This window comes from Teredinibacter waterburyi (genome assembly GCF_001922985.1).
Classification (GTDB): domain Bacteria; phylum Pseudomonadota; class Gammaproteobacteria; order Pseudomonadales; family Cellvibrionaceae; genus Teredinibacter; species Teredinibacter waterburyi.
Genome location: NZ_MRUH01000022.1, coordinates 73,776 through 97,724 on the forward strand (window position 1 = coordinate 73,776; position 23,949 = coordinate 97,724).

Annotated in this window: 25 protein-coding genes; 10 read left to right on the forward strand and 15 right to left on the reverse strand. The window is 49.8% G+C overall.

Annotation, left to right across the window (positions count from 1 at the left end; genetic code table 11):
* Positions 1-39: 39 nt before the first annotated feature.
* Positions 40-534 (reverse strand): Z-ring associated ZapG family protein, encoded by a 495-nt coding sequence (locus IDZ20_RS03265; protein WP_245792072.1) that lies wholly within the window; start codon positions 532-534, stop codon positions 40-42.
* Between the two features lie 264 nt (positions 535-798).
* Here IDZ20_RS03265 and zapE point away from each other — a divergent pair, with 264 nt between their 5' ends.
* Complete coding sequence (zapE, locus tag IDZ20_RS03270; protein ID WP_188150001.1) at positions 799-1,929, forward strand: cell division protein ZapE; 1,131 nt, start codon at positions 799-801, stop codon at positions 1,927-1,929.
* Here the strand turns inward: zapE and IDZ20_RS03275 are convergent.
* A complete protein-coding gene (locus IDZ20_RS03275) occupies positions 1,926-2,855 on the reverse strand; it encodes a substrate-binding periplasmic protein (RefSeq protein ID WP_188150002.1) in 930 nt (309 codons plus the stop codon). The two genes, zapE and IDZ20_RS03275, sit on opposite strands and share 4 nt — an antisense overlap.
* Positions 2,856-3,224: 369 nt before the next feature.
* On the opposite strand from IDZ20_RS03275, the gene rplM reads away from it, so the two are divergent.
* From rplM to IDZ20_RS03315, 8 genes are all read left to right on the forward strand, one after another.
* Positions 3,225-3,653 carry a 50S ribosomal protein L13 gene (rplM, locus tag IDZ20_RS03280; protein WP_188150003.1) on the forward strand — a complete coding sequence of 143 codons (429 nt, stop codon included), beginning with the start codon at positions 3,225-3,227 and terminating at the stop codon, positions 3,651-3,653.
* A 15-nt stretch (positions 3,654-3,668) separates the two neighbouring features.
* Positions 3,669-4,061 carry a 30S ribosomal protein S9 gene (gene rpsI, locus IDZ20_RS03285; protein WP_188150004.1) on the forward strand — a complete coding sequence of 131 codons (393 nt, stop codon included), beginning with the start codon at positions 3,669-3,671 and terminating at the stop codon, positions 4,059-4,061.
* A 465-nt stretch (positions 4,062-4,526) separates the two neighbouring features.
* Positions 4,527-5,120 carry a ubiquinol-cytochrome c reductase iron-sulfur subunit gene (gene petA, locus IDZ20_RS03290; RefSeq protein WP_188150005.1) on the forward strand — a complete coding sequence of 198 codons (594 nt, stop codon included), beginning with the start codon at positions 4,527-4,529 and terminating at the stop codon, positions 5,118-5,120.
* A gap of 4 nt (positions 5,121-5,124) precedes the next feature.
* Positions 5,125-7,359, forward strand: coding sequence for a ubiquinol-cytochrome c reductase (locus IDZ20_RS03295; RefSeq protein ID WP_188150006.1), 2,235 nt, complete (start codon positions 5,125-5,127; stop codon positions 7,357-7,359).
* Between the two features lie 76 nt (positions 7,360-7,435).
* The gene (locus IDZ20_RS03300) at positions 7,436-8,080 is read left to right on the forward strand and encodes a glutathione S-transferase N-terminal domain-containing protein (protein ID WP_188150007.1); all 645 of its coding nucleotides are present in this window, start codon (positions 7,436-7,438) and stop codon (positions 8,078-8,080) included.
* 27 nt (positions 8,081-8,107) lie between these two features.
* Complete coding sequence (locus IDZ20_RS03305) at positions 8,108-8,515, forward strand: ClpXP protease specificity-enhancing factor (protein ID WP_188150008.1); 408 nt, start codon at positions 8,108-8,110, stop codon at positions 8,513-8,515.
* Between the two features lie 237 nt (positions 8,516-8,752).
* Positions 8,753-9,370: a Yip1 family protein gene (locus tag IDZ20_RS03310; protein WP_188150009.1), complete on the forward strand. Its 618-nt coding sequence runs from the start codon at positions 8,753-8,755 to the stop codon at positions 9,368-9,370.
* Positions 9,371-9,459: 89 nt separating this feature from the next.
* Positions 9,460-10,080 (forward strand): 3'-5' exonuclease family protein, encoded by a 621-nt coding sequence (locus IDZ20_RS03315; protein WP_245792073.1) that lies wholly within the window; start codon positions 9,460-9,462, stop codon positions 10,078-10,080.
* A gap of 111 nt (positions 10,081-10,191) precedes the next feature.
* On the opposite strand, the gene IDZ20_RS03320 is transcribed toward IDZ20_RS03315, so the two are convergent.
* The 6 genes from IDZ20_RS03320 to IDZ20_RS03345 form a co-directional block, all read right to left on the reverse strand.
* The gene (locus IDZ20_RS03320) at positions 10,192-12,180 is read right to left on the reverse strand and encodes a M48 family metallopeptidase (RefSeq protein WP_188150010.1); all 1,989 of its coding nucleotides are present in this window, start codon (positions 12,178-12,180) and stop codon (positions 10,192-10,194) included.
* A 52-nt stretch (positions 12,181-12,232) separates the two neighbouring features.
* Positions 12,233-12,829, reverse strand: a complete 597-nt coding sequence (locus IDZ20_RS03325) for a LemA family protein (RefSeq protein WP_188150011.1) — start codon at positions 12,827-12,829, stop codon at positions 12,233-12,235.
* 146 nt (positions 12,830-12,975) lie between these two features.
* Positions 12,976-13,608 carry a BON domain-containing protein gene (locus IDZ20_RS03330; protein ID WP_188150012.1) on the reverse strand — a complete coding sequence of 211 codons (633 nt, stop codon included), beginning with the start codon at positions 13,606-13,608 and terminating at the stop codon, positions 12,976-12,978.
* 9 nt (positions 13,609-13,617) lie between these two features.
* Complete coding sequence (locus tag IDZ20_RS03335) at positions 13,618-14,202, reverse strand: SIS domain-containing protein (protein WP_188150013.1); 585 nt, start codon at positions 14,200-14,202, stop codon at positions 13,618-13,620.
* 5 nt (positions 14,203-14,207) lie between these two features.
* The gene (locus IDZ20_RS03340) at positions 14,208-14,600 is read right to left on the reverse strand and encodes a YraN family protein (protein WP_188150014.1); all 393 of its coding nucleotides are present in this window, start codon (positions 14,598-14,600) and stop codon (positions 14,208-14,210) included.
* A gap of 52 nt (positions 14,601-14,652) precedes the next feature.
* Positions 14,653-16,548, reverse strand: a complete 1,896-nt coding sequence (locus IDZ20_RS03345; RefSeq protein ID WP_245792075.1) for a penicillin-binding protein activator — start codon at positions 16,546-16,548, stop codon at positions 14,653-14,655.
* A 74-nt stretch (positions 16,549-16,622) separates the two neighbouring features.
* On the opposite strand from IDZ20_RS03345, the gene rsmI reads away from it, so the two are divergent.
* Positions 16,623-17,471 carry a 16S rRNA (cytidine(1402)-2'-O)-methyltransferase gene (gene rsmI / locus IDZ20_RS03350; protein WP_188150015.1) on the forward strand — a complete coding sequence of 283 codons (849 nt, stop codon included), beginning with the start codon at positions 16,623-16,625 and terminating at the stop codon, positions 17,469-17,471.
* Positions 17,472-17,504: 33 nt separating this feature from the next.
* On the opposite strand, the gene ubiB is transcribed toward rsmI, so the two are convergent.
* The 7 genes from ubiB to IDZ20_RS03385 all read right to left on the reverse strand — a co-directional run bounded on the left by ubiB (position 17,505) and on the right by IDZ20_RS03385 (position 23,861).
* Positions 17,505-19,142 carry a ubiquinone biosynthesis regulatory protein kinase UbiB gene (ubiB, locus tag IDZ20_RS03355; RefSeq protein ID WP_188150016.1) on the reverse strand — a complete coding sequence of 546 codons (1,638 nt, stop codon included), beginning with the start codon at positions 19,140-19,142 and terminating at the stop codon, positions 17,505-17,507.
* 24 nt (positions 19,143-19,166) lie between these two features.
* Positions 19,167-19,817, reverse strand: a complete 651-nt coding sequence (locus IDZ20_RS03360) for a ubiquinone biosynthesis accessory factor UbiJ (RefSeq protein WP_188150017.1) — start codon at positions 19,815-19,817, stop codon at positions 19,167-19,169.
* Between the two features lie 10 nt (positions 19,818-19,827).
* Positions 19,828-20,577 (reverse strand): bifunctional demethylmenaquinone methyltransferase/2-methoxy-6-polyprenyl-1,4-benzoquinol methylase UbiE, encoded by a 750-nt coding sequence (ubiE, locus tag IDZ20_RS03365; RefSeq protein ID WP_188150018.1) that lies wholly within the window; start codon positions 20,575-20,577, stop codon positions 19,828-19,830.
* A 169-nt stretch (positions 20,578-20,746) separates the two neighbouring features.
* The gene (locus tag IDZ20_RS03370) at positions 20,747-21,142 is read right to left on the reverse strand and encodes a gamma-butyrobetaine hydroxylase family protein (RefSeq protein WP_188150019.1); all 396 of its coding nucleotides are present in this window, start codon (positions 21,140-21,142) and stop codon (positions 20,747-20,749) included.
* Between the two features lie 68 nt (positions 21,143-21,210).
* Positions 21,211-22,524 (reverse strand): ATP-dependent protease ATPase subunit HslU, encoded by a 1,314-nt coding sequence (gene hslU, locus IDZ20_RS03375; protein ID WP_188150020.1) that lies wholly within the window; start codon positions 22,522-22,524, stop codon positions 21,211-21,213.
* A gap of 64 nt (positions 22,525-22,588) precedes the next feature.
* Positions 22,589-23,128 carry an ATP-dependent protease subunit HslV gene (hslV, locus tag IDZ20_RS03380; protein WP_188150021.1) on the reverse strand — a complete coding sequence of 180 codons (540 nt, stop codon included), beginning with the start codon at positions 23,126-23,128 and terminating at the stop codon, positions 22,589-22,591.
* A 154-nt stretch (positions 23,129-23,282) separates the two neighbouring features.
* Positions 23,283-23,861, reverse strand: a complete 579-nt coding sequence (locus IDZ20_RS03385; protein ID WP_188150022.1) for an SPOR domain-containing protein — start codon at positions 23,859-23,861, stop codon at positions 23,283-23,285.
* Positions 23,862-23,949: the final 88 nt, after the last annotated feature.

Sequence of the window (23,949 nt, forward strand, 5' to 3'; positions counted from 1 at the left end):
GTTCGCGCAGCGGTGGACGCTGCGCATCGAGGTTATTGATTAACTGGTGGTTTTTGTCTTTGGCTTAGTGGCGTGTAGAGGGTGTTGCGCGTGCAGCTCGTCGTCATCTTTCAAGCCGTAATCTTCGCTTAGAGTACCTTTTTGCCCTGGTGTTTTTGGGGCCCAGTCTTTGGGGGCTTCGTATTTGATGTCGTCCATCTCGAACTTTGCTTCGATGCCCAGATGCGGGTCGCCGGTCGCCAGCATGTCTCGACCGATTTCAGAATTGGTCAGAGATATAGCCCCCTTGGCAAGGTGCTCGTGAACCTCTCTATAGCTTTGGGTGAGATTGTTCACCAGCTTGGATGTGTCGGCAAAATGCTGAGCAACTTCTTGTTGATATTGGTTCAGCTCTTGGCGGGCGAGATCGAGGCTCTTTTCGAGGTCTCGTTGCTGTTCTGGTGGCACCAGTGAGCGACTAATAACGGCGCCAATCAAACCGCCAACACAGAACACGATTGCGCTGATCATTAATAAAATTTCAAGCGAAAACAAAGTAAGCCTCCAATAATTCCTTGCGCTATATAGTTGGCCTGATGCGTGTTGCTTGCATCGAGGGCTCTGAATGCTGCCTATAATACACCAGTGAGGGTTTGGAGCAGCCACAAGAATCGACAAAATTAGCTAAGGCTTGGAATAAACGCCTCAGCGAGCTGGTATAGTAGCGTCTTTGTGTATGCGAAATAGTCGTTGAATCTCCGCTTTCGACGTTATGTTTGAATCTATCCGCAACTCTAGCCGTTTTTTAGCAGTGTCTTTATGGTCGACTCCCCTTTACAGCGTTACACCAGCGATCTGGCCGCGGGTTATCAGCCGGATGCGGCTCAGAAACACGCCATCGAATTACTCGACGAGTTAAGTCGTCAATTAGCAGCGCCTAGTGCGAAAGCTAGCTGGGTTCGCGCCAAACTCGATACCGGTTCGCTTTGGCAGCGTATGCGCAATGCCTTACAGCCACTGCCGGCTGTACCTCAGGGGCTGTATTTTTGGGGTGGGGTTGGACGCGGCAAAACCTATTTGATGGATCTTTTTTTCGAAGCCTTGCCTTTCGAGCAGAAGTTGCGCACCCACTTTCACCGCTTTATGCGCAGCGTACATAAAGAGTTGAAAACCTTACCAGAGCAGGCAAACCCCCTAGATATTGTCGCCGAGAAAATTGCACAGGATACTCGCGTCATCTGTTTTGATGAGTTTTTTGTTGTCGACATTACCGACGCGATGATTCTAGCTAACTTGTTGCGCGCTCTGTTTGCGCGTGGTGTTGTGCTGGTGGCGACATCCAATATTGAGCCTAATGGTTTGTATCGCGACGGTTTGCAGAGGGCGCGTTTCTTGCCCGCAATCGGGTTGCTAAACCAGCATACTCAAGTGGTAAATGTGGATGGTGGTATTGACTACCGCTTGCGTGCATTGGAGCAGTTGCCATTATACCAATGGCCACACAGCGAACAGGCTGTTACTCAGCTGCAGGCTTGCTTTAATGATTTAGTTTCCGAGCATGAAGTGATCCGGCAGAATTGTACTGTCGAGATTGAGGGGCGCCATATCGCGGTTAAACGCTTGGCGGACGGGGTTGTGTGGTTTGATTTCTTAGCGCTATGCGACGGTCCGAGGTCACAGAATGACTATATCGAGCTGGCACGTGAGTTCCATACGGTGATTGTTGCGGGCGTTCCGGCGTTTACCGCAGCCAATGACGATCAGGCGCGCCGTTTCATTTATCTTGTTGATGAGTTTTACGATCGCGGAGTGAAACTGATCTTGTCGGCTGATTTGCCGCTCGCAGAGCTTTACGGCGATGGGTGTTTAGGGTTTGAGTTTGAGCGCACTATGAGCAGGCTTCGAGAAATGCAAAGTACCGATTATTTAGCTCGAGCCCACAAGTCTTAATAGGTCGTGGTATTGCGAAAGGTTTGAATGATCGCGGCATTTTCCGCTTCGCTTAATTTTGGGTTGGGTAGGATAATAATTGTCGCTTCTTTTGGAATCGGGTTCGCAAGCTGCTTTGGGAAGTGTTTTTGTAGCAGCTTGGTGAGAGAGCCATCGCTAAAAATTTGTTCTATACCATATTGATACCGAGCGGCTATGAGGGGGTTGTTACGACTCACCACTATTTGTACGGGGAGCGGGTAGTAAATGTAAATATCCGGAAGTATCGTCAAGGTAGGCTGGGTTGTCGAGGCGTTGGCTAAGGCTCCATCGACTTCCAGCACACTTAGCGGCAGGAGCTGAAAGCGCCCACTGGTAAGCATACGGAATAGATTGCCAAAGCTTTCCGATGTTACGACATTTACGTCCGCCGCTCGGTAGATCTCAACCTCAGTCCAGTTACTTCCCTGCCCAATCTTGAATTGTTTTAATTCGTCTAATGAACGAATTTGACTCAACTGAGCCAAGTTCCGGCTGTCGATAATAGATTGTCGCAAACCGATCATATGTTTGAGGTAAGGTCGCGAAAATACAGCAATTTGGTCTGTACCGTGAAACTGGTTAGAAAGGTCGCTATTTACTAGTGAGTCCCACTCGTTTTCGAGAAGCCCTTTGCGTGCTCTCGCTACCGACATTGGGCGGGAATCTGTATTGAGCTTGTAGGGGCCGAATTTATCGCTGCCGGCATCTAATATCAGCGAGATTAAGTCTAGGTAAAATGCATCTAGCGATTGGCTCCCGTAAGAGGGGATGTGGCGAATTTCCTGCGGTAAAGCTGGCGTCTCGTCGACTACTCCGCCACGAGCGAAGCCAGAAGCCGCTGACAGCGCCGCTGTTAAGGCAGCGCAGCAGATAAGAAATCGCTGAAATCTAATCAAAAGCCGCAAAGCGATCGTTTCTCCATAAGTGATGGCCGCAAGTGATGGCCGCGCCGCTTGATACTGGGTGCGGCAATATAATGGCTGAAGGCCAGTTAAGTATGGCCTAAGGTTTGTGTTTTCGCGATTAATCGGGATAAAAGCACGCTTAAATTGCGTTAATTCTATAGGTAGGTGGCGCTCTAATAGCTTTCAGTTAAGTCGTGTGCTTAAGCTAGTGATTCTTGTTCTAATAACGGAGCTAGAAGTGTCTATGGAGTTGCTTGATTATTGCTCAAGGCTTCTGTAGAATCCGCGCTCCTTTTGGTCTGTGGGCTATTCCGCGACCGCATTTTGGATTTTAAATATAAACCCGTACCTTCGTAAGGCAGATATAACATGAAGACCATCAGTGCCAACAATGAAACAGTTCAACGCGACTGGTACATCATCGACGCAGAAGGCAAGACTCTCGGCCGTATGGCTGCAGAGATTGCTCACCGCTTGCGCGGGAAGCATAAGCCTGAGTTTACCCCTCACGTGGATACTGGCGACTACATCGTTGTAGTTAACGCCGAAAAAGTACACGTGACGGGTAAAAAAGCGAAAGATAAGATGTACTATCATCACACCGGTTATATCGGTGGGATCAAGTCGATTAGCTTCGAAAAATTAATCGTTAAAGCTCCTGAGCGCACCATTGAAACAGCCGTACGCGGCATGTTGCCAAGAGGCCCATTGGGTCGTGCAATGTTCAAGAAACTCAAGGTGTATGCCGGCGATGTGCATCCACATACCGCACAACAGCCGCAAGAACTCAACATATAAGATCAGGAGCATAACATGGCAGCTGAACAATACTACGGTACGGGTCGTCGTAAAACGTCCACCGCGCGCGTATTCCTAACGACAGGAACAGGCGTAATCACTGTAAACGACCGCACTCTAGATGAGTACTTCGGTCGTGAAGTAGCTCGTATGATCGTGCGCCAGCCTTTGGTGCTTACCGATAATAATGAGCGCTTCGACGTAAAAGTCACTGTAAAAGGTGGTGGTTCATTCGGGCAGGCCGGTGCAATTCGCCACGGTGTTACGCGTGCCTTGATGGCCTACGATGAGGCCTTGCGCCAATCGTTGCGTGCCGCAGGTTACGTTACGCGTGACGCGCGTGAAGTTGAACGGAAGAAAGTTGGTTTGCGCAAAGCGCGTAAGAAGCCACAATTCTCAAAGCGTTAATTCGCACGCTTGGTTGTTTGGGTGGGGCTTTTTGTGCCACCTCAAAACCTTCGGAAAACGCCCAAGCCGTTGTGGTTTGGGCGTTTTTGTTTTCTGTCGTCGCGTGTATGGATGTGGCAAAAAACGCCTTTTTCCTTGTTACTTTTGGGGAATTTCTTTACCATATCGCCACTTTTTATGGGGGCGTTTTCTCTGTAATAGGTTGCGCAGAGCCTGGGGTTTTGCTCCAGTCCAAATAAGTCTCTTGGTTTAATTTCCGTGATCGACCCCTGCGAGTGTCGGTGGTACGGAATTAGCGACTATAATAAGCCTGACTTTTTTCAGGGCCTCTGTGGTTGTGAATGGCTGCTCGTTAAGTTCAGTAATTTACAATCCTCGCCACCTGTTCATACGAATATCATTTTCCGAGATTCGCGACATCAATCAAAACTGGCCTACAGTAAGCTGTAAGGGGAGAAGATCGTCATGAGTAATGACGGAGTTAACCAAAGTCGTCGGCGGGTACTAACCGCGATGACGTCTGTTGTCGGTGCCGCCGGTGTAGTGGGCGTTGCTGTTCCATTTGTGGGTTCTTGGAACCCGAGTGCTAAAGCGAAAGCCGCTGGCGCTCCAGTAGAGTTTAATCTATCAAAACTAGTACCTGGTCAGATGGTAACGGTTGAGTGGCGTGGCAAGCCTGTCTATGTTGTACGTCGCACGCAGGAGTCTCTTCAGAGTCTTGATGCCGTTGCAGATCGTTTGCGCGACCCAGAGTCTGCGAAATCAGTTCAGCCGGCTTACACACAGAATGTCTACCGTTCAATTAAAGAAGAATTTTTGGTTTTAGTGGGTATTTGTACTCACTTGGGGTGTGCCCCGACCTATCGGCCCGATGTAGGTGCTGAAGATCTTGGTGGATCTGAGTGGCTGGGCGGTTTTTTCTGTCGCTGCCACGGTTCAAAATTTGATTTGGCCGGTCGTGTGTTTCAAGGTGTTCCAGCGCCAATCAATCTGGAAATCCCCCCTTATAAATTTCTAAACGACGATGTGATTCTCATCGGCGTAGATCAGGAGGCTTAAGAAGATGACAAGTTGGCTTACTGGTTTGTGGAATTGGGTCGATGCACGTTTGCCTGTACAGCGTGCGTGGGATACCCACATGGGCAAGTACTACGCGCCCAAAAACTTTAACTTTTGGTACTTTTTTGGTGTGCTCTCATTGGTTGTGCTGGTTAACCAGCTGCTAACCGGTGTTTGGCTTACTATGAGTTATAACCCAACCGCGGAAGGCGCTTTCGCCTCTGTTGAGTACATCATGCGCGATGTGCCTTACGGTTGGTTGATCCGCTATATGCACTCAACCGGCGCCTCGGCGTTCTTTTTGGTTGTGTATCTGCATATGTTCCGTGGCCTTATGTACGGTTCCTACCGCGCTCCTCGAGAGTTGGTGTGGATCTTCGGGATGGTGATCTACGTTGCTTTGATGGCTGAGGCCTTCATGGGTTACGTATTGCCTTGGGGGCAAATGTCCTACTGGGGCGCGCAGGTTATTGTGAACTTGTTTGGCGCAATTCCTTATGTAGGCGAAGATCTCGTTCAGTGGATTCGCGGCGATTACCTTATTTCCGGTGCGACTTTGAATCGCTTTTTTGCCTTGCATGTTGTCGCGGTGCCAATCGTGCTGTTAGCTTTGGTGGTATTGCACCTGCTAGCGCTTCACGAAGTTGGCTCGAACAATCCCGACGGCGTTGAGATCAAAAAGAATAAAGATGAAAACGGCATACCGAAAGATGGTATTCCCTTCCATCCATATTATTCAGTACACGATCTCGTTGGTATTACGGTATTTCTGTTTGCCTTTTGTGGGGTGATATTCTTTGCTCCAGAGATGGGCGGTATGTTCCTTGAGCACGCCAACTTTGAACAGGCAAATGGTCTGAAAACGCCAGAGCATATCGCGCCGGTTTGGTATTTCACCCCGTTCTATGCGATTTTACGGGCTGTTACTTTTGATCTGGGTGGCGTGTTCACTTCCAAGCTGCTCGGCTTTATTGCCATGGCCTTGGCGATTGTGATTCTGTTCTTCCTACCTTGGTTGGATCGCTCAAAAGCAAAATCTGTACGCTACAAAGGCTTTGTCTCGAAGTTGATGCTGATTTTGTTCGCAGCTAACTTTGTTGTTCTAGGTATTTTAGGACTTAAAGCTCCATCGTTAGAGCGTACGATGCTCGCACAGATTGCAACGCTCTTTTACTTTGCGTTCTTTTTAACCATGCCATTTTGGACCAACGCAGGTCGTAAGAGCTTCTTCTCTATTGTGGTTAGTTGGGCTTTGGCATTGTGGATTGCCTATGCATCTGCTGTAACGCTTATCCATGCGATGAACGCCCCAGACTCTCACGTTGTATGGTTTGTTTACCTCTACGGTTTTGCAGTTGCAGGTTTTGTTGCGGCGCTGCCTTGGTTAACTGCGAAAGACTCTGAGAAGCCCGAGCCGGCGCGTTTGCAGATGAAAGGTTTACCTAAGACGCTTGTCTGGGGTGGGTTTGTACTGTTCTTGCTGTTGGTGATTATCCCAATTAAAGCCGTCGGTGCTACCGGCGGTGCCTGTGGTGCTGTGCCCTGTGATCATTTCGAAGCTGATCTAAGCGATAAAGAATCTTTACAAACCGGCGCTAAGTACTTCGTCAACTATTGTATGGGGTGCCACGCGGCGTCTTATTCACGTTTTGAGCGAGTTGCGACTGACTTGGATATCCCGTCTGAAGCAATGTTAGAGAACTTGGTGTTCGGTGATCAGCGGATCGGTGATTTGATGACCATTTCTATGACGCCAGAAAAGTCCAAGAAGTGGTTAGGGGCTGCTCCTCCCGATCTTACCTTAGCTGCGCGCGCGCGTTCGCCCGAGTGGATTTATACCTTCCTACGTAACTTCTACAAAGATGATTCGCGTCCAACTGGTGTAAATAACAAAGTGTTCGCCAGTGTGGGCATGCCGCATGTGCTGTTAGAGTTACAGGGCCTGCCCGAGTGTGCGCCCGGTGAAGCGCATGACGGCCACGGTGACGTGGTTCGTAACGAAATGGGTGAGCCAGTGTTAACCTCTTGTGGGTCATTACAGGTTGGTGATTTTAAGGGCTCCTTGACGGCTGAAGAGTATGATCAGGCTGTCTACGATTTAGTGAACTTTATGACTTACATGGCTGAGCCGGTTGCCGACTCACGTGTAAGAATTGGTATTTATGTATTTCTATTCCTGTCTGTACTTCTCGTATTTACCTGGTTGTTGAATCGTGAGTATTGGAAAGACGTACATTAATAAGCGCTTGGCAGTGGTAAGGCCCTAATGGGCCTTTCTCTGTCTTTGGACTACTAACATACTTTGGGGATAGAAAATGGGAGTTGTAACTAAACGCTCATCCATGACCTACTTTTCCGACAGCAAGGACCACTATAGTCATCGCGTTAGAATCGTGTTGGCGGAAAAAGGTGTAACTGTGGATGTCGTTGATGTCGATTCAACACAAATTCCCGCTGAATTGAGTGAGATCAATCCATACAACTCGCTGCCAACCTTGGTTGATCGCGATCTTACCTTGTATGAAACTCGCGTTATGATGGAGTATCTAGATGAACGTTTTCCGCATCCTCCGTTATTACCCGTGTACCCAGTAGCGAGAGCTGAGAGCCGTCAGTTTATCTACCGAATTGAGAGCGATTGGTGCCCTCTAGTAGATATATTGGCGGGAAACAAAAGCAAAGAAGCAAAAGAGGCTGCCGCTAAGGATCTAAAAGATAGCTTAGTTGCAATCGCGCCGATCTTTGCCGAAAAGCCTTATTTTATGAGCGATGAGTTCACTTTGGTGGACTGTTGTTTAGCACCGATTTTGTGGCGTTTAAAAGCCTACGGTGTCGCGTTGCCGAATACTCGTCAGGTATTGCCGTTGTTGGAGTACATGGAGAGAATTTTCAACCGTGGATCATTCATCGAAAGCCTTACCGATTACGAGCGCGAACTTAGAACTAGTTCTGTAAGTTAATTGCTGAGGAAGGATGCAGAGTTACCAATGTCGATGACATCTAGTAGACCTTATATGATCCGCGCTCTTTATGAGTGGATTGTAGATAACGACTTCACCCCCCACATAGTTGTAAATGCTTTGGCTGGAGGGGTGGAAGTTCCACAGCAATACGTGAATAAAGAGGGGCAGATTGTCCTTAACGTAGCCCCTAGAGCGGTTGCCACCCTAGAGCTGGGTAATAAAGCAATCTCGTTTAACGCGCGTTTCGGTGGAATCCCTACAGACATTTACGTGCCCTCTCACGCAGTGTTAGGGATTTATGCTCGCGAGAATGGTCAGGGCATGATGTTTGATTCGGAGCCTGGCGGCCAGCCCGATCCAGATCCAGCTGCACCAATACCTCCCTCAGGTAAGCAGGATACAAAGCGCCCTAGCTTAAGGGTCGTTAAGTAACGCCCCCTTGTCCGCCATCAAACACAGCTCAGGCTGTGTTTATCTTCCCCTTGCCAAGAATTTTGATTAGACTTGCTGTTTGCTCAGTTTCTGATCTGTATTAAGTAAACGGCCTTTTGGCGCAAGAATTCCCATTTTGTCGCTTTTGGGTGGTTTTTGATGGCGACAATCCGGTACCTGTTGCCATACAATCTTCTTAATACCACAAAAAAATTATAACTATTCAGAGGGCTCCAAATGGCAATACTACAGCATACGTTTGGTATCATGACTAATCCTGCGGCGGAGTGGTTGTTGATTCGCAACGAAAACTCGTCGTTTAAACAGGTGTTTTTGGGGCACGTACCAATTCTTGCTTTGATTCCTGCGATTTCAGCGTTTTACGGCGTTACTCAAGTAGGCTGGAGCGTCGGTTCTGCCGACCCTGTAAAGCTTTCTGTAGATAGTGCTGTGGCACTTTGTGTACTCACTTACGTTGCATTAATGGTTGGTGTATTCGTGTTTGGCGAATTTATTAACTGGATGTCGCGAACATATGGTGTTTCCGATACTGAAGAGCGTCGCCATCATGCTGGAACGGCATTGGCGGTATGTGTAACCACGCCATTATTTTTGGTGGGAATCTTTAATGTTGTGCCCTCTATCTGGGTAAATGCTGCCGCGATGTTGGTGGCGGGTAGTTATTCAGTATATCTAATTTACGAAGGCCTACCGGTGGTGATGAATATCAACAAGGAGCGTGCATTTATGTATGCTTCATCGGTAATTACAGTGGGTTTAGTGCTGATGGTAACCGCTATGATTGGTACTGTTTTGGTTTGGGGGATGGGTGTTGGACCAGTCTATGTAGACTGATTAGCATAATGCTGTATGTGCGAGAGCGGCCTGGGCTCTCTCGTAACTGCTTATTCGAACATTGAGTAAAGTCGACTATTATAATAACTATGACTATTCAACTAAGCGAAAATAACAGTTCTGCTCGCCGTGAATTTCCAAGCATTATGGATATTGAGGCATCAGGATTCGGCAATCAAAGCTATCCGATCGAGATTGGCGTGGTTGCGTCATCTGGCGCTCGCTATTGCTCGCTTATCCGCCCAGAACCCGAGTGGACTCACTGGTGTAAAGATGCTGCGAGTATTCACTGTATCCCTCGGCGCTCGCTGTTATTACGAGGAGCGCCAATTCGTGAAGTTGCCTCTGAGTTAAACGAGTTCTTAAAAGACTCTACCGTTTATAGCGACGGCTGGTCACACGACAAGACATGGTTGATAAAGCTGTTCTATGCCGCCAATATGCCGCCCACCTTTCGGCTAAGCCCGATAGAAGCGATTACCAGTGACGAGCAGTTAGCGATTTGGGATGACACCAAGCAAATTGTCGCCGCGAATATGGGCTTGTTGCGCCACCGCGCGAGTAGTGATGCTCTGATGATCCAGCAAACCTATCTCGAAACGCGACGGAAACTCCGAGATTATCAAATGCTTGGCAACCGTCGCTTAGAAGAACTCAAGCTCCGGCATGCCGATAAGCCTCTGCTAGGCTATGGTTCCGTTGCAAAATAATAGCGCTTACGTCTAGCCTCTTGTGCTCCGGCACCCGCATCATAGCAATGTCTTGCTGAGTTTTAGTCGTCCCTGGCGCATCAAACTAAGCCAGTCTCCTTTTAGCTTTCCTTAGGGGCCAGTATCAACGTCGCTAGCATTGATGAGCGGTGGTACGGGGCAATTTAACGAGTCGGCAATCGCTCGGTACAACTCCACTTCCTCTGTTGTCACCATGTTATCGCTGCCGATGGTTATCGCTAGGGCTTTCAAAAGCCGCGGTTTTTCCAGCTCTTTTAGATTGGCTATAGCGGCTAAGGCACTATCGAGCTTGCTAAACGTAAACCCTTCGCTGCTAAGTGTAAATTTAACTTTTGAGACTTCTAAGCTATTGATACCTTTTTGGAAAGCCCCGCCAGGAGATTGGCTTTTACCTGCGTACACCACAAGGCTAAATATAAGGCTAATTTCGTCTTTTAATTCTAGGAGGGAGAGCCCTTTTGAAAGGGTGACTGGGTTTAAATTATTGGTGACTATTCGGTGGAGGCACCATTCAAATAAGCTGATTTTCTTGTCGGCGTGAATAAGTGTTAGCAGGCACCTGTTGAAGACTTGCAGTTGCGGTGCTGACATCAATTTAAGCGCCGGAATACTCATCTCAATTAAGGTAATGGCCGATCGCCGCGGTAATTGGTAGACGTACTTGTGCAGCGCTGTTACCACCTTATAGGTCGCAGGGTGCGCGATAGTTCTTAATTGCTCGAGTTGAAGTTCACGTACATCGTTTGCCTTATCTAATATAAGGCAATATATCAGCGCTCGAGCACTAAAGGTTTGATGGGCTGCATCGCGCAGATTAACCGGAATTTCGTTGATTGCGGCGCTCGCGTGGGCAGCATGCTTTGGGGTGATGGGTTCTAGGCTTAGCGCTGCGACAGCAACAAACTGCGAGAGTGACTCTAGTTTCCCGCTAGCGACTGAGTGTGCCCCCGCGCCGCTAGAGTGCTGTTCGGATGAGTTGAAATTTCCGCTTTGGTTGGTTCCCAAGCTTCCCGCTTTAGAGGGTTTCGATTGCTGCGGTTCGTTTTTAATATAGCTGCCGTTCCAGCCTGGTAGCACGCGCTTGATACGTTGGTGCAGTGGTGGGTGGGTCGCCAGTGGGCTAAATGCGTGAGAGACGCCTTCGACGAAAAACATATGGCTGAACTGAGCCGCATTGCCGTTACTTATTGTCGACCCTGTAGTTGCGCCACCGATTTTACGTAAGGCGTTGCCAATACCGTTAGGATTTCGAGTGAATTGTACGGCGGATGCATCTGCAAGGAATTCTCGCTGTCGACTTACTGCGGCTTTTATAAGGTTACCGAAGAAGGTTCCGCTGTAGCCGATTGCTATAAAGGCTAGTCCGAGTAACGCAAAACTGTTGCCATTTTTTCCCTTTCGCGATGAATATGTTCGATGTGGCGAACTATAAAGAAGTAATTTACCGATTAAGCCGATAACTAAAATGCCGTGTAAAATTGCCACGAGCCGCATATTCAGGCGCATATCGCCATTGTGAATATGGCTAAATTCATGGGCGATTATACCTTGCAGCTCTTCTCGATTTAACAGTTCGATACAGCCACGAGTAATGCCGATCACGGCGTCGCGACGGGTAAGTCCAGCTGCAAAAGCGTTAATACTTTGGTCGTTGATGCGATACACCAGCGGCACTGGGTTACCTGAAGCAATGGCGATTTCTTCCACTACATTGAGTAGACGTTTTTCCGCTGGAGAGGCAGTCTCGTGGCTAAGAACATAGCCTCCGAGTGCGACGGCTACGGCACTACCACCACCGTTTAATTGCATCCACTTGTACACGCTGGCAACTAACACAGTTGCCACGACTCCAGCTGCGATTGAGTATCCGAGCTGTGATTGCGCAACATCGAGCAAAAAAGCCAGTAGAGAACTGCGATCGAACGGTTGCTGAATAAGACCGGAGTTATCGGAAAAGAAAAGTAGTGCAGCGACGGCTGCAACCGTGAGTGCGATTAGTGAAATTACCGCGAGACTAAGCAACAGTACCAGCAAAGTGGTTCGTTTTTTTGCACTTTGCTGGTGTTGGAAAAAATTCATGTGACGCGCTTAGCCTAGGCTGCCAAATTGGGGGTGTGATCTAGAAACGGCGTTAGAAGCGCACTTGTGGGGCAGCTTGAATCGCAGCGCTATCTTCAAACTCGAGAAGTTTTGCGTCCTGGCTATGGCCGAAAAAGGCGGCAAAAAATACTGGGGGGAAGCTTTGGCGATAGCTGTTGTAGGCGGTGATATTATCGTTGTAGGACTGACGAGCAAACGCGACACGGTTTTCGGTGGTGGTTAGCTCTTCGCTTAATTGCGTCATGTTGTCACTGGCTTTTAGGTCGGGGTAGGCTTCCATGACAACATTTAAGCGCCCCAGTGCGCTACTCAATGCGCCCTCTGCTCCAGCCAATCCTGCCATAGCCGTCGCATCGCCAGGGTTGGCAGCCGCTGCTTTTAGGCCGGACATCGCCGCATTACGTGCGTTAATTACCGCTTCAAGCGTTTCTCGTTCGTGGGCCATATAGCTTTTGGCAACTTCCACTAGATTCGGGATTAGGTCATAACGGCGTTTGAGCTGCACCTCTATTTGCGCAAACGCATTTTGGAATTGGTTCTTCAGGTTTACGAGTTGGTTATAGATTGAAGCTATGTAGAAAAACACGAGTAGCAATACGACTAGGGTTACGATTGTAGAAGTAGACATAAAGTGGAGCTCCAGTCGAAAAAGGGGTTAACGGCAGTCTAGCCGTAGGGCAGGGCTGTGCCAATAAAGAGGTGCGGCGTTTGTGATCTAAATTCGTAATTTATAGCGCGTGGATGCGAATGCAACAACTCACTAGGTTAGCGGCGTTAGTCTATATATTCGATAGCGCGTACAACTTTGCTAATACCCGACGCGGAACTGACAACCGTCGTTATTTTATCGGCTTGTACTTGAGTCATTTTACCCATCAGGAAAACAACCTCATCTTGAACCACTACTTTCACGCGGCTGGAATCGATATCGCGGTGCGCCATAAGTTTTAAGCGAATTTTTGATGCCAGCCAATTATCATTGGTACGAGACAAAATGCTGCTGTTAGGGCTTAGTTTAAGCTCGTTATAGACCTGACGTACTTTGTTGACAGCGCGCGCGGTTTTGCCTGCGAGCTCGTATTCGGCTTTGCTCGGCACTTCGCCACTGATTAATACGACTTGGTTATACACGGTAACTTCGATATGCGCATCGGCAAGTGCTGGGCTAGCTTTGCGAATGTTAACCGCGACGATCGTTTTTAAGTTAGCGTCGTCCCAGTAGTTGCCGAAACTACGTTTACTGGGGTCGGTTTGAATTGGCTCGTTAGTGGTAGCGTCGACGAGCGTTACGCAGCCAGTTAGTACTGAAGAAATGCTTGCCCAAAACAGAATGCTGGCAAGGGTTTTGAGCGTGGCGCTACATGGAAAATTAAACAGGAAATCAACCTTAAACAAATATTTAAACATGGATCTAGGTCACTCCAAACCAAAAAGCTTGTTGTCGATTAGGTCGCAAATACAAAATAGGCTAAGTAGATGAATTTCGTGGATTCGGCCGCGTGAATTTACCGTAACACAAATCTCTACATCATTATCGGTGAGCAGTGTTGCAATATCACCGCCATCGCGACCGCTTAACGCGACCACGGTCATGTCGCGATCGTGAGCTGCACTTACGGCTTGCACTAGATTAGTCGAATTTCCACTACTGCTGATTACCAATAAAATATCGCCAGCTTGGCCCAGTGCTCTGATCGGCTTGGCGAATACATCGCCGTAATTGTAGTCCGCGGCTATAGCGGTATAAGTAGACACATTACTGCCAAGCCAAACGGCGGGTAAGCCGGGGCGTTCTTTCTCATAACGGTCTAGCAAAGCCGAGGTGAAAATTTGCGAGAGAGCGGAGGAAGTCCCGTTACCGCAAACCAGTATTTTTTTATCGTTTAGCAGCGCAGCTACCATTGCATCGCTGGCTTGCTCGATGGGTATCGCAAGAGCCTCCCCCACCTGCATTTTGGCTTCGACACTTTTTTGAAAAAGATTGTAGACGCGTTGAGACATAAAATTTAAAAGGCCGATTTAATCCATTGCGTTTCCGATTCGCTCATGCCAATCACGTCAAAACGCAACGCCATGTTAGCAGAATTTGCTTGTTGCATAAGGTAATACTGAGCGGTGCGCTGAATCTTTTGTTGTTTGCTGCGTGTAACGGTTTCGATGGCAGAGCCAAAGCGGTTTGATTTACGAAAGCGTACCTCGATAAAAACAAGCGTATTGCCGTCACGCATAATGAGATCTATTTCGCCAAGCTTACAAGAGAAGTTGCGGGCTATTGGATGTAGACCGTGATCGCGTAAATAGTGTTCCGCAGCGGCTTCGGCTTTTGCTCCTGCTGTTTGTGGAGCCGCTTCAGGTTTTGTTGTCGTTTTATCCGCGGCTCTCTTTAACTCGATTTTCATCCCTGTAACCTTTATAGAAGTGTCAATCCGTCGCAACAGACTTATTTATTAGCTATTGCTCAGCGGCTGGTTTATCGACTGTTATAGCTGCTGTCGTTGGGTAGGCTCGGCCACGGACAAATTGCGCCCAGGTTTGTTCGCGTACGACACGACGTTCAGTGTCTAGGCGAATGACACCGGTACTACCGTAAAAGTGTGATTGACTTACGCTCTCAAGTTGTTTGAGGCGAGGGTATATGTGGAACGCGTCTACGCCGAGGGCGTAGAGCCGCTGATAGCTGTTCGCATCGTTACTGGCTTGCTCGATTGCCTGTTTTTCTGCTAAATCGGTACTGAAGAACCAGGGTAAAGTCGTGAATCGAATACCGTTCATATCGCGATCGGCATTGTCGTCGGCGTTGCCATCGTAAACATAACTCGTCGCGTAGACAGGAATATTGCCGGCGTAGTGAAAGGCAAGTATCGGTTTTAGTTGACGAGCTTGAGTGCTGTGGGCGACTAAGAAGATCAAGTCTATGTCGGCGCGTGGACGTGGTTCAAACTCGATGGTTTGGCCGAGTATTTGGCGCATTTCACGCGCACGTTCTTGACTGTCGCTGATGTCCATCGCTTGGCGAATTAAGTTGGAATACTCTTTTTGCGTCTCGTAACGGTAGTTGCCGACGAGGTGGCCGCCAAGCTCTTGCCAAGTTTGCGTGAAGGCGCTGCTATTGCGATCGCCCCATTGATTGTTCGGCGCTAGGATCATGACGCTGCGGTGCCCGTCTAGCCAAGCGCGCTCGGCTACCTGTCTGGCTTCATCCTCTACGGCTAGACCGAACTGAAACAGCTGTTCGGTGCCTCCTGTTGGGTTTTCGACATAGTTCAAGGCTAGTGTCGGCACAGGAAGGCTCGGACGCAATGCAAGCTCATCGATCCGCGCTTTGTCGAGAGGGCCAATAACTAAATCCGCGCCACTGGTTACCGCATGGTCGTAAACAAGGTTTATATCGTTGATTTCGGTGTCGTAAAACTGCATAACGGGCATGGCTTCGCCCTGTCCTGCGAGGTTGTAATACGCGGCCATCAGACCGTCGCGAACAGCTTGCGAAGCTTGGGCATATTTTCCGCTAAGTGGCAGTAACACGGCGACGTTTTGCGGTTGATGCTCGACCAGTTGCTTGAGTAGTTGCAGATCGGCAGGTAGTCGCAGGCTGGCGGGGTGGTCGGGCCAGTTCAGCGCCCAGTTTTCAACACTTTGGAGCTGCTGGCGCATATTGGTCTGGTTGTTTTTGCTTAGTGCGGCGAGGGTATACCAGCCCTGAGTAATAGTGTCGGCGGCGCGGTCGGCTTCGTGTAAAAGCTCACTGTAAGGCTGTCTCATTAAGACTTGCCAGAGGCTATCTTGATTAAGTTCGCGTTCTTCACTTTGGGGGGCGGTGCTTTCCAGTAATGCGTCCAAGCGCAAACGCTGCTGTACGGCACTGTGGAATTCAGCAATGTTTTCCAGTGTGTCGGCACGGCTAAACAACGCTTCAACTTGCTTCTCTGGAGCCGCATTTTGCAATAAGCGCGCGAAGCGTGAGTTCCAGAGTAGTCCTTTGGCGACAAAATAGCGGCCATCTTGGCTGGCTATGTGTGCAGCGAGCAGCGAGTATGTGAAATAATGCTCGTCGTTAAGCGTTGCGGGGTTAATGCTGTCGAGGCTGTTGTGAGCCCAGTCGCGTTCACCGAGTTGTAACATCGCTTGCACCGCGGTGAGCATTAACTCTGTGCGCTCAACGCCGTTGCTGGATTCGGCGTCTTTAAGTAGCGCTGAAATGGTGTCTTTGTCCCAGCTTCGTTCGCCAGCATCGCCGGTTTTCGTGGGCGTGCTGCCACAACTGCTGAGCAGTGTAAGCAGGCAGGTAATCAGTGTTGCTAGCGCTAGCGAGCGCGGTCTATTCGTTTGCGACTGAGTGAGTAACACACATCCCCCAAAATATTATTTTTTAAACGGCGTATTCGCCGCAGCATTTATCTCAAGTGACGGAAATATAACAAATGAATAACTCGAACGCGCTATACATCGTCGCAACTCCGATAGGAAACCTTGGAGATATGACCATTCGGGCGCAAGAAGTTCTGCGGTTGGTGGATATTATTGCCGCTGAAGATACGCGCCATAGTGCTCGCTTGTTACAGCATTTCCAGATTTCGACACCGTTATTGGCTTATCACGACCACACCAATGAGGCCCAAACTCAGCGCCTGTTAGACCGCCTTATCAGCGGAGACAACGTGGCACTTATATCGGATGCCGGCACGCCATTAATCTCCGACCCAGGCTACCGCTTGGTTGCCATGGCTCGACAGCAGGGTGTTAACGTGGTGCCGATACCCGGTGCCAGCGCGGTTATTACCGCTTTGTGTGCCGCAGGTTTGGCATCTGATCGGTTTGCGTTTGAAGGTTTTTTGCCAGCTAAAACCGGTGCTCGGCAGCAGCGTTTAGAGCCCTTGGCCGCCGATCCGCGCACCTTAATTTTTTACGAATCACCACACCGCATTCAAGAGTCACTGCAGGCTATGGCGCAAACCTTTGGTGAGGGACGCCAATTAGTCTTGGCACGGGAACTCACCAAAACATTTGAAACCTTTCTCAGCGGCAGTTTTATTGAGGTGCTGGCCATGCTGGAGGCTGATGCGAATCAGTTGCGCGGTGAGATGGTTGTGCTGGTGCAGGGTTATTCTGCGCCAAGCTCCGAAGCCGACAGCGTTGACCCTGAAGCTCAGCGTATTATGCGAATCCTGATGTCTGAGTTACCCCTGAAACAGGCCGCCGCTCTAGCTGCGCAGATTTCCACCGAGAAGAAAAACAAACTCTATCAGTGGGGCTTGCAAGAAAAGAATTGAGTGGCAGCCGTTGCGATAGGTTATGTGAATAGCCTATTTGCGCGCTAATCCGAATACACCCGCAGCGGCCAATAACGCCGCGGCAGTCGAAATAGACGCGTTCTGCTGCCAGTCGTAAAGTCCAAGGCAAACACTTCCAATAAGCGCTGTAACCGACAGCAAAACCACCAGCCAACCTTTGGCTTTCGTCAAGCGCGAGTATCTCTGCCGCGTCATAGCGGCGCTCATCTCTTCCAGTTGCGGCGCGATCTTAGCGAGTTGTTTAACTTCGGAGAGCGTGTCGAACAACAGGTGTGGTATTTGAGGGAATTTTTCTAGCCATTCCGGTGCTCGATACTGCAAATCCTGCCAAAGTGTTTTGGGGTGGTAGCGATTCTTTAGCCAGCGTTCGAGGTAGGGGTGCGCGGTTTGCCAAAGGTCTAGTTCTGGGTAAAGTTGGCGACCCAAGCCCTCGATGTTGAGCAACGTTTTTTGCAGTAAAACCAACTGTGGTTGCACTGGCATTTGGTAGCGTTGTGCCGTTTGAAACAGTGAGATAAGCGCCTGGCCAAACGAGATGTCTTTTAGCGGCTTTTCAAAAATGGGTTCGCATACGGAGCGAATCGCCGATTCAAAGCCGCTGATGGATGTTCCCTGTGGAACCCAGCCGCTGAGCACATGCAGTTCTGCAACTTGGCGATAGTCGCGGCGGAACATAGCCAATAGGTTACGTGCTAGGTAGTACTGATCTTCTCGGGTAAGCGAGCCGATGATGGCCATGTCGACCGCCATATAGCTCGGGTTTTGCGGGTTGCTACGCGCTACAAAGACGTTGCCGGGGTGCATGTCAGCATGAAAAAAGTTGTGTTCGAACACCTGGGTAAAAAATAATTCTACGCCCAGTTCGGCCAGTTTTTTAAGGTCGGTATTTTGCGCCTTAAGTGCGGCTACATCGGTCACCGGAATACCGTAGATACGCTCCATCACCATGACGTTTTTACGCGTATAGTCCCAGTAAACTTCCGGGACATAAAGCATGCTGGATTTTTCAAAGTTGCGGCGCAGTTGTGAAGCGTTAGCGGCTTCGCGCGCTAAGTCGAGTTCATCAAAGATGGTTTCGCGATAGTCATCGACTACCGCTACTGGTCGCAGGCGTTTCCCTTCGCGGGTATAGCGTTCTACCAAGCCGGCGAGCAGGCGCATTAAATTGACGTCTTTTTCAATAATAACGCTGATGTTGGGTCGAATAACTTTAACGACCACATCTTCGCCGGTGTGTAAGACGGCGGTATGAACCTGTGCCACTGAGGCCGAGGCTAGCGGTTGCGAGTCGAAGGTTTTAAATAAATTGTCAACGCTGTCGCCGAGACTAGCTTCTACTATGCCGATAAATATGGCGTTGTCGAATGGAGCTACATTGTCTTGCAGATGGTCGAGCTCTTCGACGATATCGGCTGGGATTAAGTCGGGGCGGGTGGAGAGAAGTTGGCCAAACTTTACAAATACGGGCCCTAATTCCTCGAGCGCATGACGCAAGCGGTTACCGCGGCTGGCTTTCGCTTTGGGGTAGAGTTTGAAGGGCAATAGCAACAAGCGTGCAAGACGGGGCACCTGATTCTTATCGATAAGCTGGTCGAGACGATAGCGTCCGAGGGTGTGAAGAATTTGGATAAGCCGAAAAAAATTACTCACGAGAAGCCTTGTGTTTTGTTCTTGTTATTGTTGTTGCTGAGCTTGCTGTAATAGCAGGCGTTGCAGGCGCGCTTCGAGACGGTCGCTAGCTTCACGTAACTGATCGACCTGCTGCACGTATTGGTCGACCTCAAGCTTGTGCGGCAACACCCGCAGTTCTTCTGTTAAAAAGTCGGCGGTGAAGCTTGCCGCTTTGCGGCTGCGCGGTTTAATCCAATTAGTTGCGGCACGTAAGGCCTGAGCAATTTGGTGCGCGGGTAGGTCGCCAAGCCGCGAGGCTAGCGCGTCTTCCCAATCAATATCCAATTGCGATAGCACTTGTTGATATTCGGACAGCAGTCCGATTTGGCCTTCAACTCTAACACCGCTGTTTGCCAGTGACGTGGAAGGTTGGGAAGCGAGTTTGATAAGGTCTTGCAGGCTGCCTTGTAGCAGGGTTGCGACGGGCGTTTCGCAATGCGCCATAACATCAAGTTGGTCTGCGAGAACAACAAAATACAGCTTTAGTTGCGGTTCGGTTATCTGCACCGCAAGAACATGGTTTTCAAGTTTCTGTAGGCCTACTTTGGTCGCTGGGTCGTAGGTTAATGCGGTATTGACGATCTTCTCTAACACCGCCGCAAGTGCGGTGACATAGGTTGGGTCGTGGTCTGCGGTTACATCATCAGCTGCCATAATTCGAGTCTCAGGCCTTAATGCCCTTGTGTAGAGCTACCACGCCGCCGGTCATATTGTAGTATTTGGTCTCGCTGAAGCCTGCGTTAGCCATCATCCCTTTTAGGGTTTCTTGGTCTGGGTGCATGCGAATGCTCTCCGCTAAGTATCGATAGCTATCGGCGTCGTTGGTGACCAGCTTGCCCATAAATGGCAGGATGCGGAACGAATAGGTGTCATATACTTTTTCGAGTAGTGCGTGTTGCGGTTTGGAAAATTCCAAGACTAACAAGCGGCCGCCGGGTTTCAGTACGCGGTACATGGCTTTTAGGGCCAGATCTTTATCAGTTACGTTGCGCAAGCCGAAGGCTATGGTAATACAATCAAAACTATTGTCGGGAAAGGGTAGGTATTGGGCATCCGCCTGAGTGTAGTGAACATTGCCGACTACGCCTTTGTCGGTGAGCTTGTCGCGGCCAACTTTGAGCATGGAGTCGTTAATGTCCGCGAGTACAACTTGGCCTTTGGGGCCAACCAAACGCGCAAATTTTGCGGTGAGGTCGCCAGTGCCTCCAGCGATATCGAGCACTGTGTCTCCGGCGCGAACGCCGGAAAGTTCGATGGTAAATTTTTTCCAGATGCGATGAACACCGCCAGACATCAAATCGTTCATCAGGTCGTATTTGGCCGCGACAGAGTGAAACACATCGGCGACGCGCTCAGCCTTTTCTTCGACCTTGACCTGCTCAAAACCAAAGTGAGTGGTTTTTTCTTCTGACATCTGGATTCCCCTTCTACTGAAGGCGGTATTGTACCCCAATTGTTGCGCCGCGCGCGTTAACCCAGAACAAAAGCGAGTGACTTTAAGCGTCTTGCTGGGGGACAGGCTTTTGCTCGCGGGATTTGGAGAAAATTAATAGTCTGGGAGAATGTTTGCTAAGTGGGGGGGACTACTGCGGGGTTGGTGGTTCCATCCACTTAACTGCGGATAGGTCCTGATCGGCTTCAGCCTGCTCTGCGGCGGCAACTCGCGTGAGGTAATCTTGCCACTTGGACTGATGGTCGCGGCCGAGTTCGTGCAGGTAACCCCAAGTAAATAGGCCTGAGTCGTGGCCATCATTAAAACTGATTCGCAGCGCGTAGTTACCTTGAGGCGCAACGGCATCGATGGCGACGTCGTGTTTGTTTCGCTGCAGTACTTCTTGGCCCGGTCCATGACCTTTTACTTCCGCAGAGGGAGAGTAAACACGCAAGTACTCCGCCGGTAGTACGTAACTGCCTTCGGCATAGTGCAACTCTAAACTGCGGGATTGGCGGTGCAGCTGTATTTTTTTCGGCTTGACCATAGGGCGCTCTAGTGTGTTCGGGCTGGTGGTTGTTGAGCCCTGCGGCCGCGGCACGCAGGGCTAAGTTATTAGAGAATAAAGCGACTCAAGTCTTCATTGTGAGACAGCTCACCCAGCTGCTCGTCGACGAATTCAGCGGTTACGGCAACACTTAACTCGGTGCCGTCGGCGGCGAATGAGACATCTTCCAAAAGTTTTTCTAGCACGGTATGCAGGCGTCGAGCACCAATATTTTCGGTATTTTCGTTGACGCGGAAGGCCGTTTCAGCAATTTGGCGAATACCCTCAGGCGTAAAGCTCAGCGTGACATTCTCGGTTGCTAGTAACGCTTGGTGTTGCTCGGTAAGTGAGGCGTCGGGCTCGGTCAAAATGCGTTCAAAATCATCAGGCGTTAGCGCCTCTAGTTCTACCCGAATAGGTAGGCGACCCTGTAATTCAGGAATGAGGTCGGACGGTTTGCTGAGGTGAAAAGCGCCGGAGGCAATAAATAAAATATGATCGGTTTTGATCATGCCGTGTTTGGTGTTGACTGTGCAGCCTTCGATTAAAGGTAGTAGGTCGCGCTGCACGCCTTCGCGAGACACGTCTGCACCGGAACTGCCGCCACGCTTAGTAACCTTGTCGATTTCGTCGAGGAAGACAATGCCGTTTTGTTCTGCTGCTTTGATGGCGCGAGCTTTTAAATCCTCTTCGTTAACGAGCTTGGCGGCTTCTTCTTCGGTGAGTTTTTTAAACGCTTTAGCGACACTAAGTTTAATTTTTTTTGTTTTGCCACTGGAGATATTAGAAAACATATTCTGCAGCTGGCTGGTCATGTCTTCCATGCCTGGCGGCGCCATGATTTCGACGCTGGGGTTGCTAGCGGACACATCTATTTCGATTTCTTTGTCGTCGAGTTCGCCTTCGCGGAGTTTTTTACGGAATATTTGTCGAGTACTGCTTTGCTGCGTTTCAGCATCGGTTCGCGCGGGTGGCAAGAGTGCATCCAGTACACGTTCTTCTGCGGCATCTTCGGCGCGGTGACGGCACTTTTCCATTTCTTGTTCGCGGAACATCTTAATCGCGTGGTCGATAAGGTCGCGGATAATTGATTCGACGTCGCGGCCAACATAGCCAACTTCGGTAAACTTGGTGGCTTCTACCTTGATGAATGGTGCATTGGCGAGCTTTGCGAGGCGTCGTGCAATTTCAGTTTTACCGACGCCGGTCGGGCCGATCATCAAAATATTTTTAGGTGTAATCTCGTTGCTAAGCTGTCCGCCGACCTGCATGCGGCGCCAGCGATTACGCAGGGCAATGGCGACGGCTTTTTTTGCAGATTGTTGACCGACGATATGCTTGTCGAGTTCGTGAACTATTTCGCGTGGAGTCATGGACGACATAAATAGGGCTCTTACATCAGGTTTGCGCCGAGGCTAAACTTTGCTCGGCCACAAATCGGGTAGGTTAAAATTCGAGGGTTTCGATGGTGAAATTGTGATTGGTGTAGACACAAATATCACCGGCGATACTTAACCCTTTTTCGACAATTTCCGGTGCCGATAGCTCGGTGTTTTCGAGTAGGGCGCGTGCAGCTGACTGGGCAAATGCGCCGCCGGAGCCAATCGCTATTAAATCGTTTTCGGGCTGAATGACATCGCCGTTGCCGGTTATGATCAGTGAGGCTTCTTTATCTGCAACGGCGAGTAGTGCTTCGAGTCGTCTTAACGCGCGGTCGGTTCGCCAGTCTTTGGCGAGCTCCACGGCGGCGCGAACTAGCTGGCCGTTGTGGGCTTCCAGCTTCGCTTCGAAGCGCTCGAAGAGGGTGAATGCGTCCGCTGTTCCGCCGGCGAAGCCCGCGATAACTTGATCTCGGTAAAGGCGTCGTACTTTGCGAGCGTTGCCTTTCATGATGGTGTTGCCCAGTGATACTTGTCCGTCGCCGCCGATAACCACTTGGTTGCCGCGTCGAATCGATAAAATAGTAGTGCCTCTGTATTGTTCCACAGTGATTCCTTGGTTTTGCCAATCCCGTTAACGTGGGGGTAGGCGTGTAAATTTCAAGCGTTGTTGATTGGGGGGGAGGGTTTTGGCTGTTGTTGAGCTTGAGTTGGCCAAATGTTGCGAGCGATAGACGCGGGTGTCGGCGAGTCGGCTATAGCTATTCGGGCAGTGCTCGCTTGAGAACGAGTGCTTGATGGCTGTTGGATACAAGGGTAGCACGTGCCTTTGCGAGTTCCGAGCGAGACGTAAATGGCCCAACGAGCACGCGGTGCCACTTTTCACCATTGCGAACACGGGCCTCTTCGACCTGCGCGTTGAGGTTGAGTAGCAGGAGTTGCACGCGCAGAGATTCCGCATCGTCTAGACCCCGAAAGGAGGCGACTTGCAGAATATATTCTTGGTTGCTCGGTTGTGCCGTATCGTTCTGTAGGGCTTTTTGTGCTGCGAGACTCTTTTCTGGCACAGCAACTTCGTTTTCTTTGAGTAGTTCGTAAAAGTCGAACCTTGGCAGCTGCGGAAGTTGGGGCTTTTTAATGAGCGGCTCGCTTGACGCTTGCGTAGGCTCGGCGCCATTGGTTATTGCTTGCACTGGGTCGAGAGACGATAAGCGCATCAGGAACATAATAAAACCACCGACCACGCATCCCGTAAACAACCATACCCAAGCGGGTACACGTGCTTCGTTCTTCTTGCGGCTGGCCGTTGGGCGGCGTTTGCGGGCGTAATCTTGCGCCATAGAGCGATTGGTTACCTTTGGGGGTTGGTGTGGAGATATTTGAGGGTGATATAGGGTCACCCAGTTTACGGCGTATAGGTGCTGTTTT

What these genes read in the sequence shown, in the direction of transcription:
- zapE (WP_188150001.1), top strand. Translation starts at nt 799, where the DNA reads ATGGTCGACTCCCCTTTACAGCGTTACACCAGCGATCTGGCCGCGGGT.
- rplM (WP_188150003.1), top strand. Translation starts at nt 3,225, where the DNA reads ATGAAGACCATCAGTGCCAACAATGAAACAGTTCAACGCGACTGGTAC.
- rpsI (WP_188150004.1), top strand. Translation starts at nt 3,669, where the DNA reads ATGGCAGCTGAACAATACTACGGTACGGGTCGTCGTAAAACGTCCACC.
- petA (WP_188150005.1), top strand. Translation starts at nt 4,527, where the DNA reads ATGAGTAATGACGGAGTTAACCAAAGTCGTCGGCGGGTACTAACCGCG.
- IDZ20_RS03295 (WP_188150006.1), top strand. Translation starts at nt 5,125, where the DNA reads ATGACAAGTTGGCTTACTGGTTTGTGGAATTGGGTCGATGCACGTTTG.
- IDZ20_RS03300 (WP_188150007.1), top strand. Translation starts at nt 7,436, where the DNA reads ATGGGAGTTGTAACTAAACGCTCATCCATGACCTACTTTTCCGACAGC.
- IDZ20_RS03305 (WP_188150008.1), top strand. Translation starts at nt 8,108, where the DNA reads ATGTCGATGACATCTAGTAGACCTTATATGATCCGCGCTCTTTATGAG.
- IDZ20_RS03310 (WP_188150009.1), top strand. Translation starts at nt 8,753, where the DNA reads ATGGCAATACTACAGCATACGTTTGGTATCATGACTAATCCTGCGGCG.
- IDZ20_RS03315 (WP_245792073.1), top strand. Translation starts at nt 9,460, where the DNA reads ATGACTATTCAACTAAGCGAAAATAACAGTTCTGCTCGCCGTGAATTT.
- IDZ20_RS03320 (WP_188150010.1), bottom strand. Translation starts at nt 12,180, where the DNA reads ATGAATTTTTTCCAACACCAGCAAAGTGCAAAAAAACGAACCACTTTG.
- IDZ20_RS03325 (WP_188150011.1), bottom strand. Translation starts at nt 12,829, where the DNA reads ATGTCTACTTCTACAATCGTAACCCTAGTCGTATTGCTACTCGTGTTT.
- IDZ20_RS03330 (WP_188150012.1), bottom strand. Translation starts at nt 13,608, where the DNA reads ATGTTTAAATATTTGTTTAAGGTTGATTTCCTGTTTAATTTTCCATGT.
- IDZ20_RS03335 (WP_188150013.1), bottom strand. Translation starts at nt 14,202, where the DNA reads ATGTCTCAACGCGTCTACAATCTTTTTCAAAAAAGTGTCGAAGCCAAA.
- IDZ20_RS03340 (WP_188150014.1), bottom strand. Translation starts at nt 14,600, where the DNA reads ATGAAAATCGAGTTAAAGAGAGCCGCGGATAAAACGACAACAAAACCT.
- rsmI (WP_188150015.1), top strand. Translation starts at nt 16,623, where the DNA reads ATGAATAACTCGAACGCGCTATACATCGTCGCAACTCCGATAGGAAAC.
- IDZ20_RS03360 (WP_188150017.1), bottom strand. Translation starts at nt 19,817, where the DNA reads ATGGCAGCTGATGATGTAACCGCAGACCACGACCCAACCTATGTCACC.
- ubiE (WP_188150018.1), bottom strand. Translation starts at nt 20,577, where the DNA reads ATGTCAGAAGAAAAAACCACTCACTTTGGTTTTGAGCAGGTCAAGGTC.
- IDZ20_RS03370 (WP_188150019.1), bottom strand. Translation starts at nt 21,142, where the DNA reads ATGGTCAAGCCGAAAAAAATACAGCTGCACCGCCAATCCCGCAGTTTA.
- hslU (WP_188150020.1), bottom strand. Translation starts at nt 22,524, where the DNA reads ATGTCGTCCATGACTCCACGCGAAATAGTTCACGAACTCGACAAGCAT.
- IDZ20_RS03385 (WP_188150022.1), bottom strand. Translation starts at nt 23,861, where the DNA reads ATGGCGCAAGATTACGCCCGCAAACGCCGCCCAACGGCCAGCCGCAAG.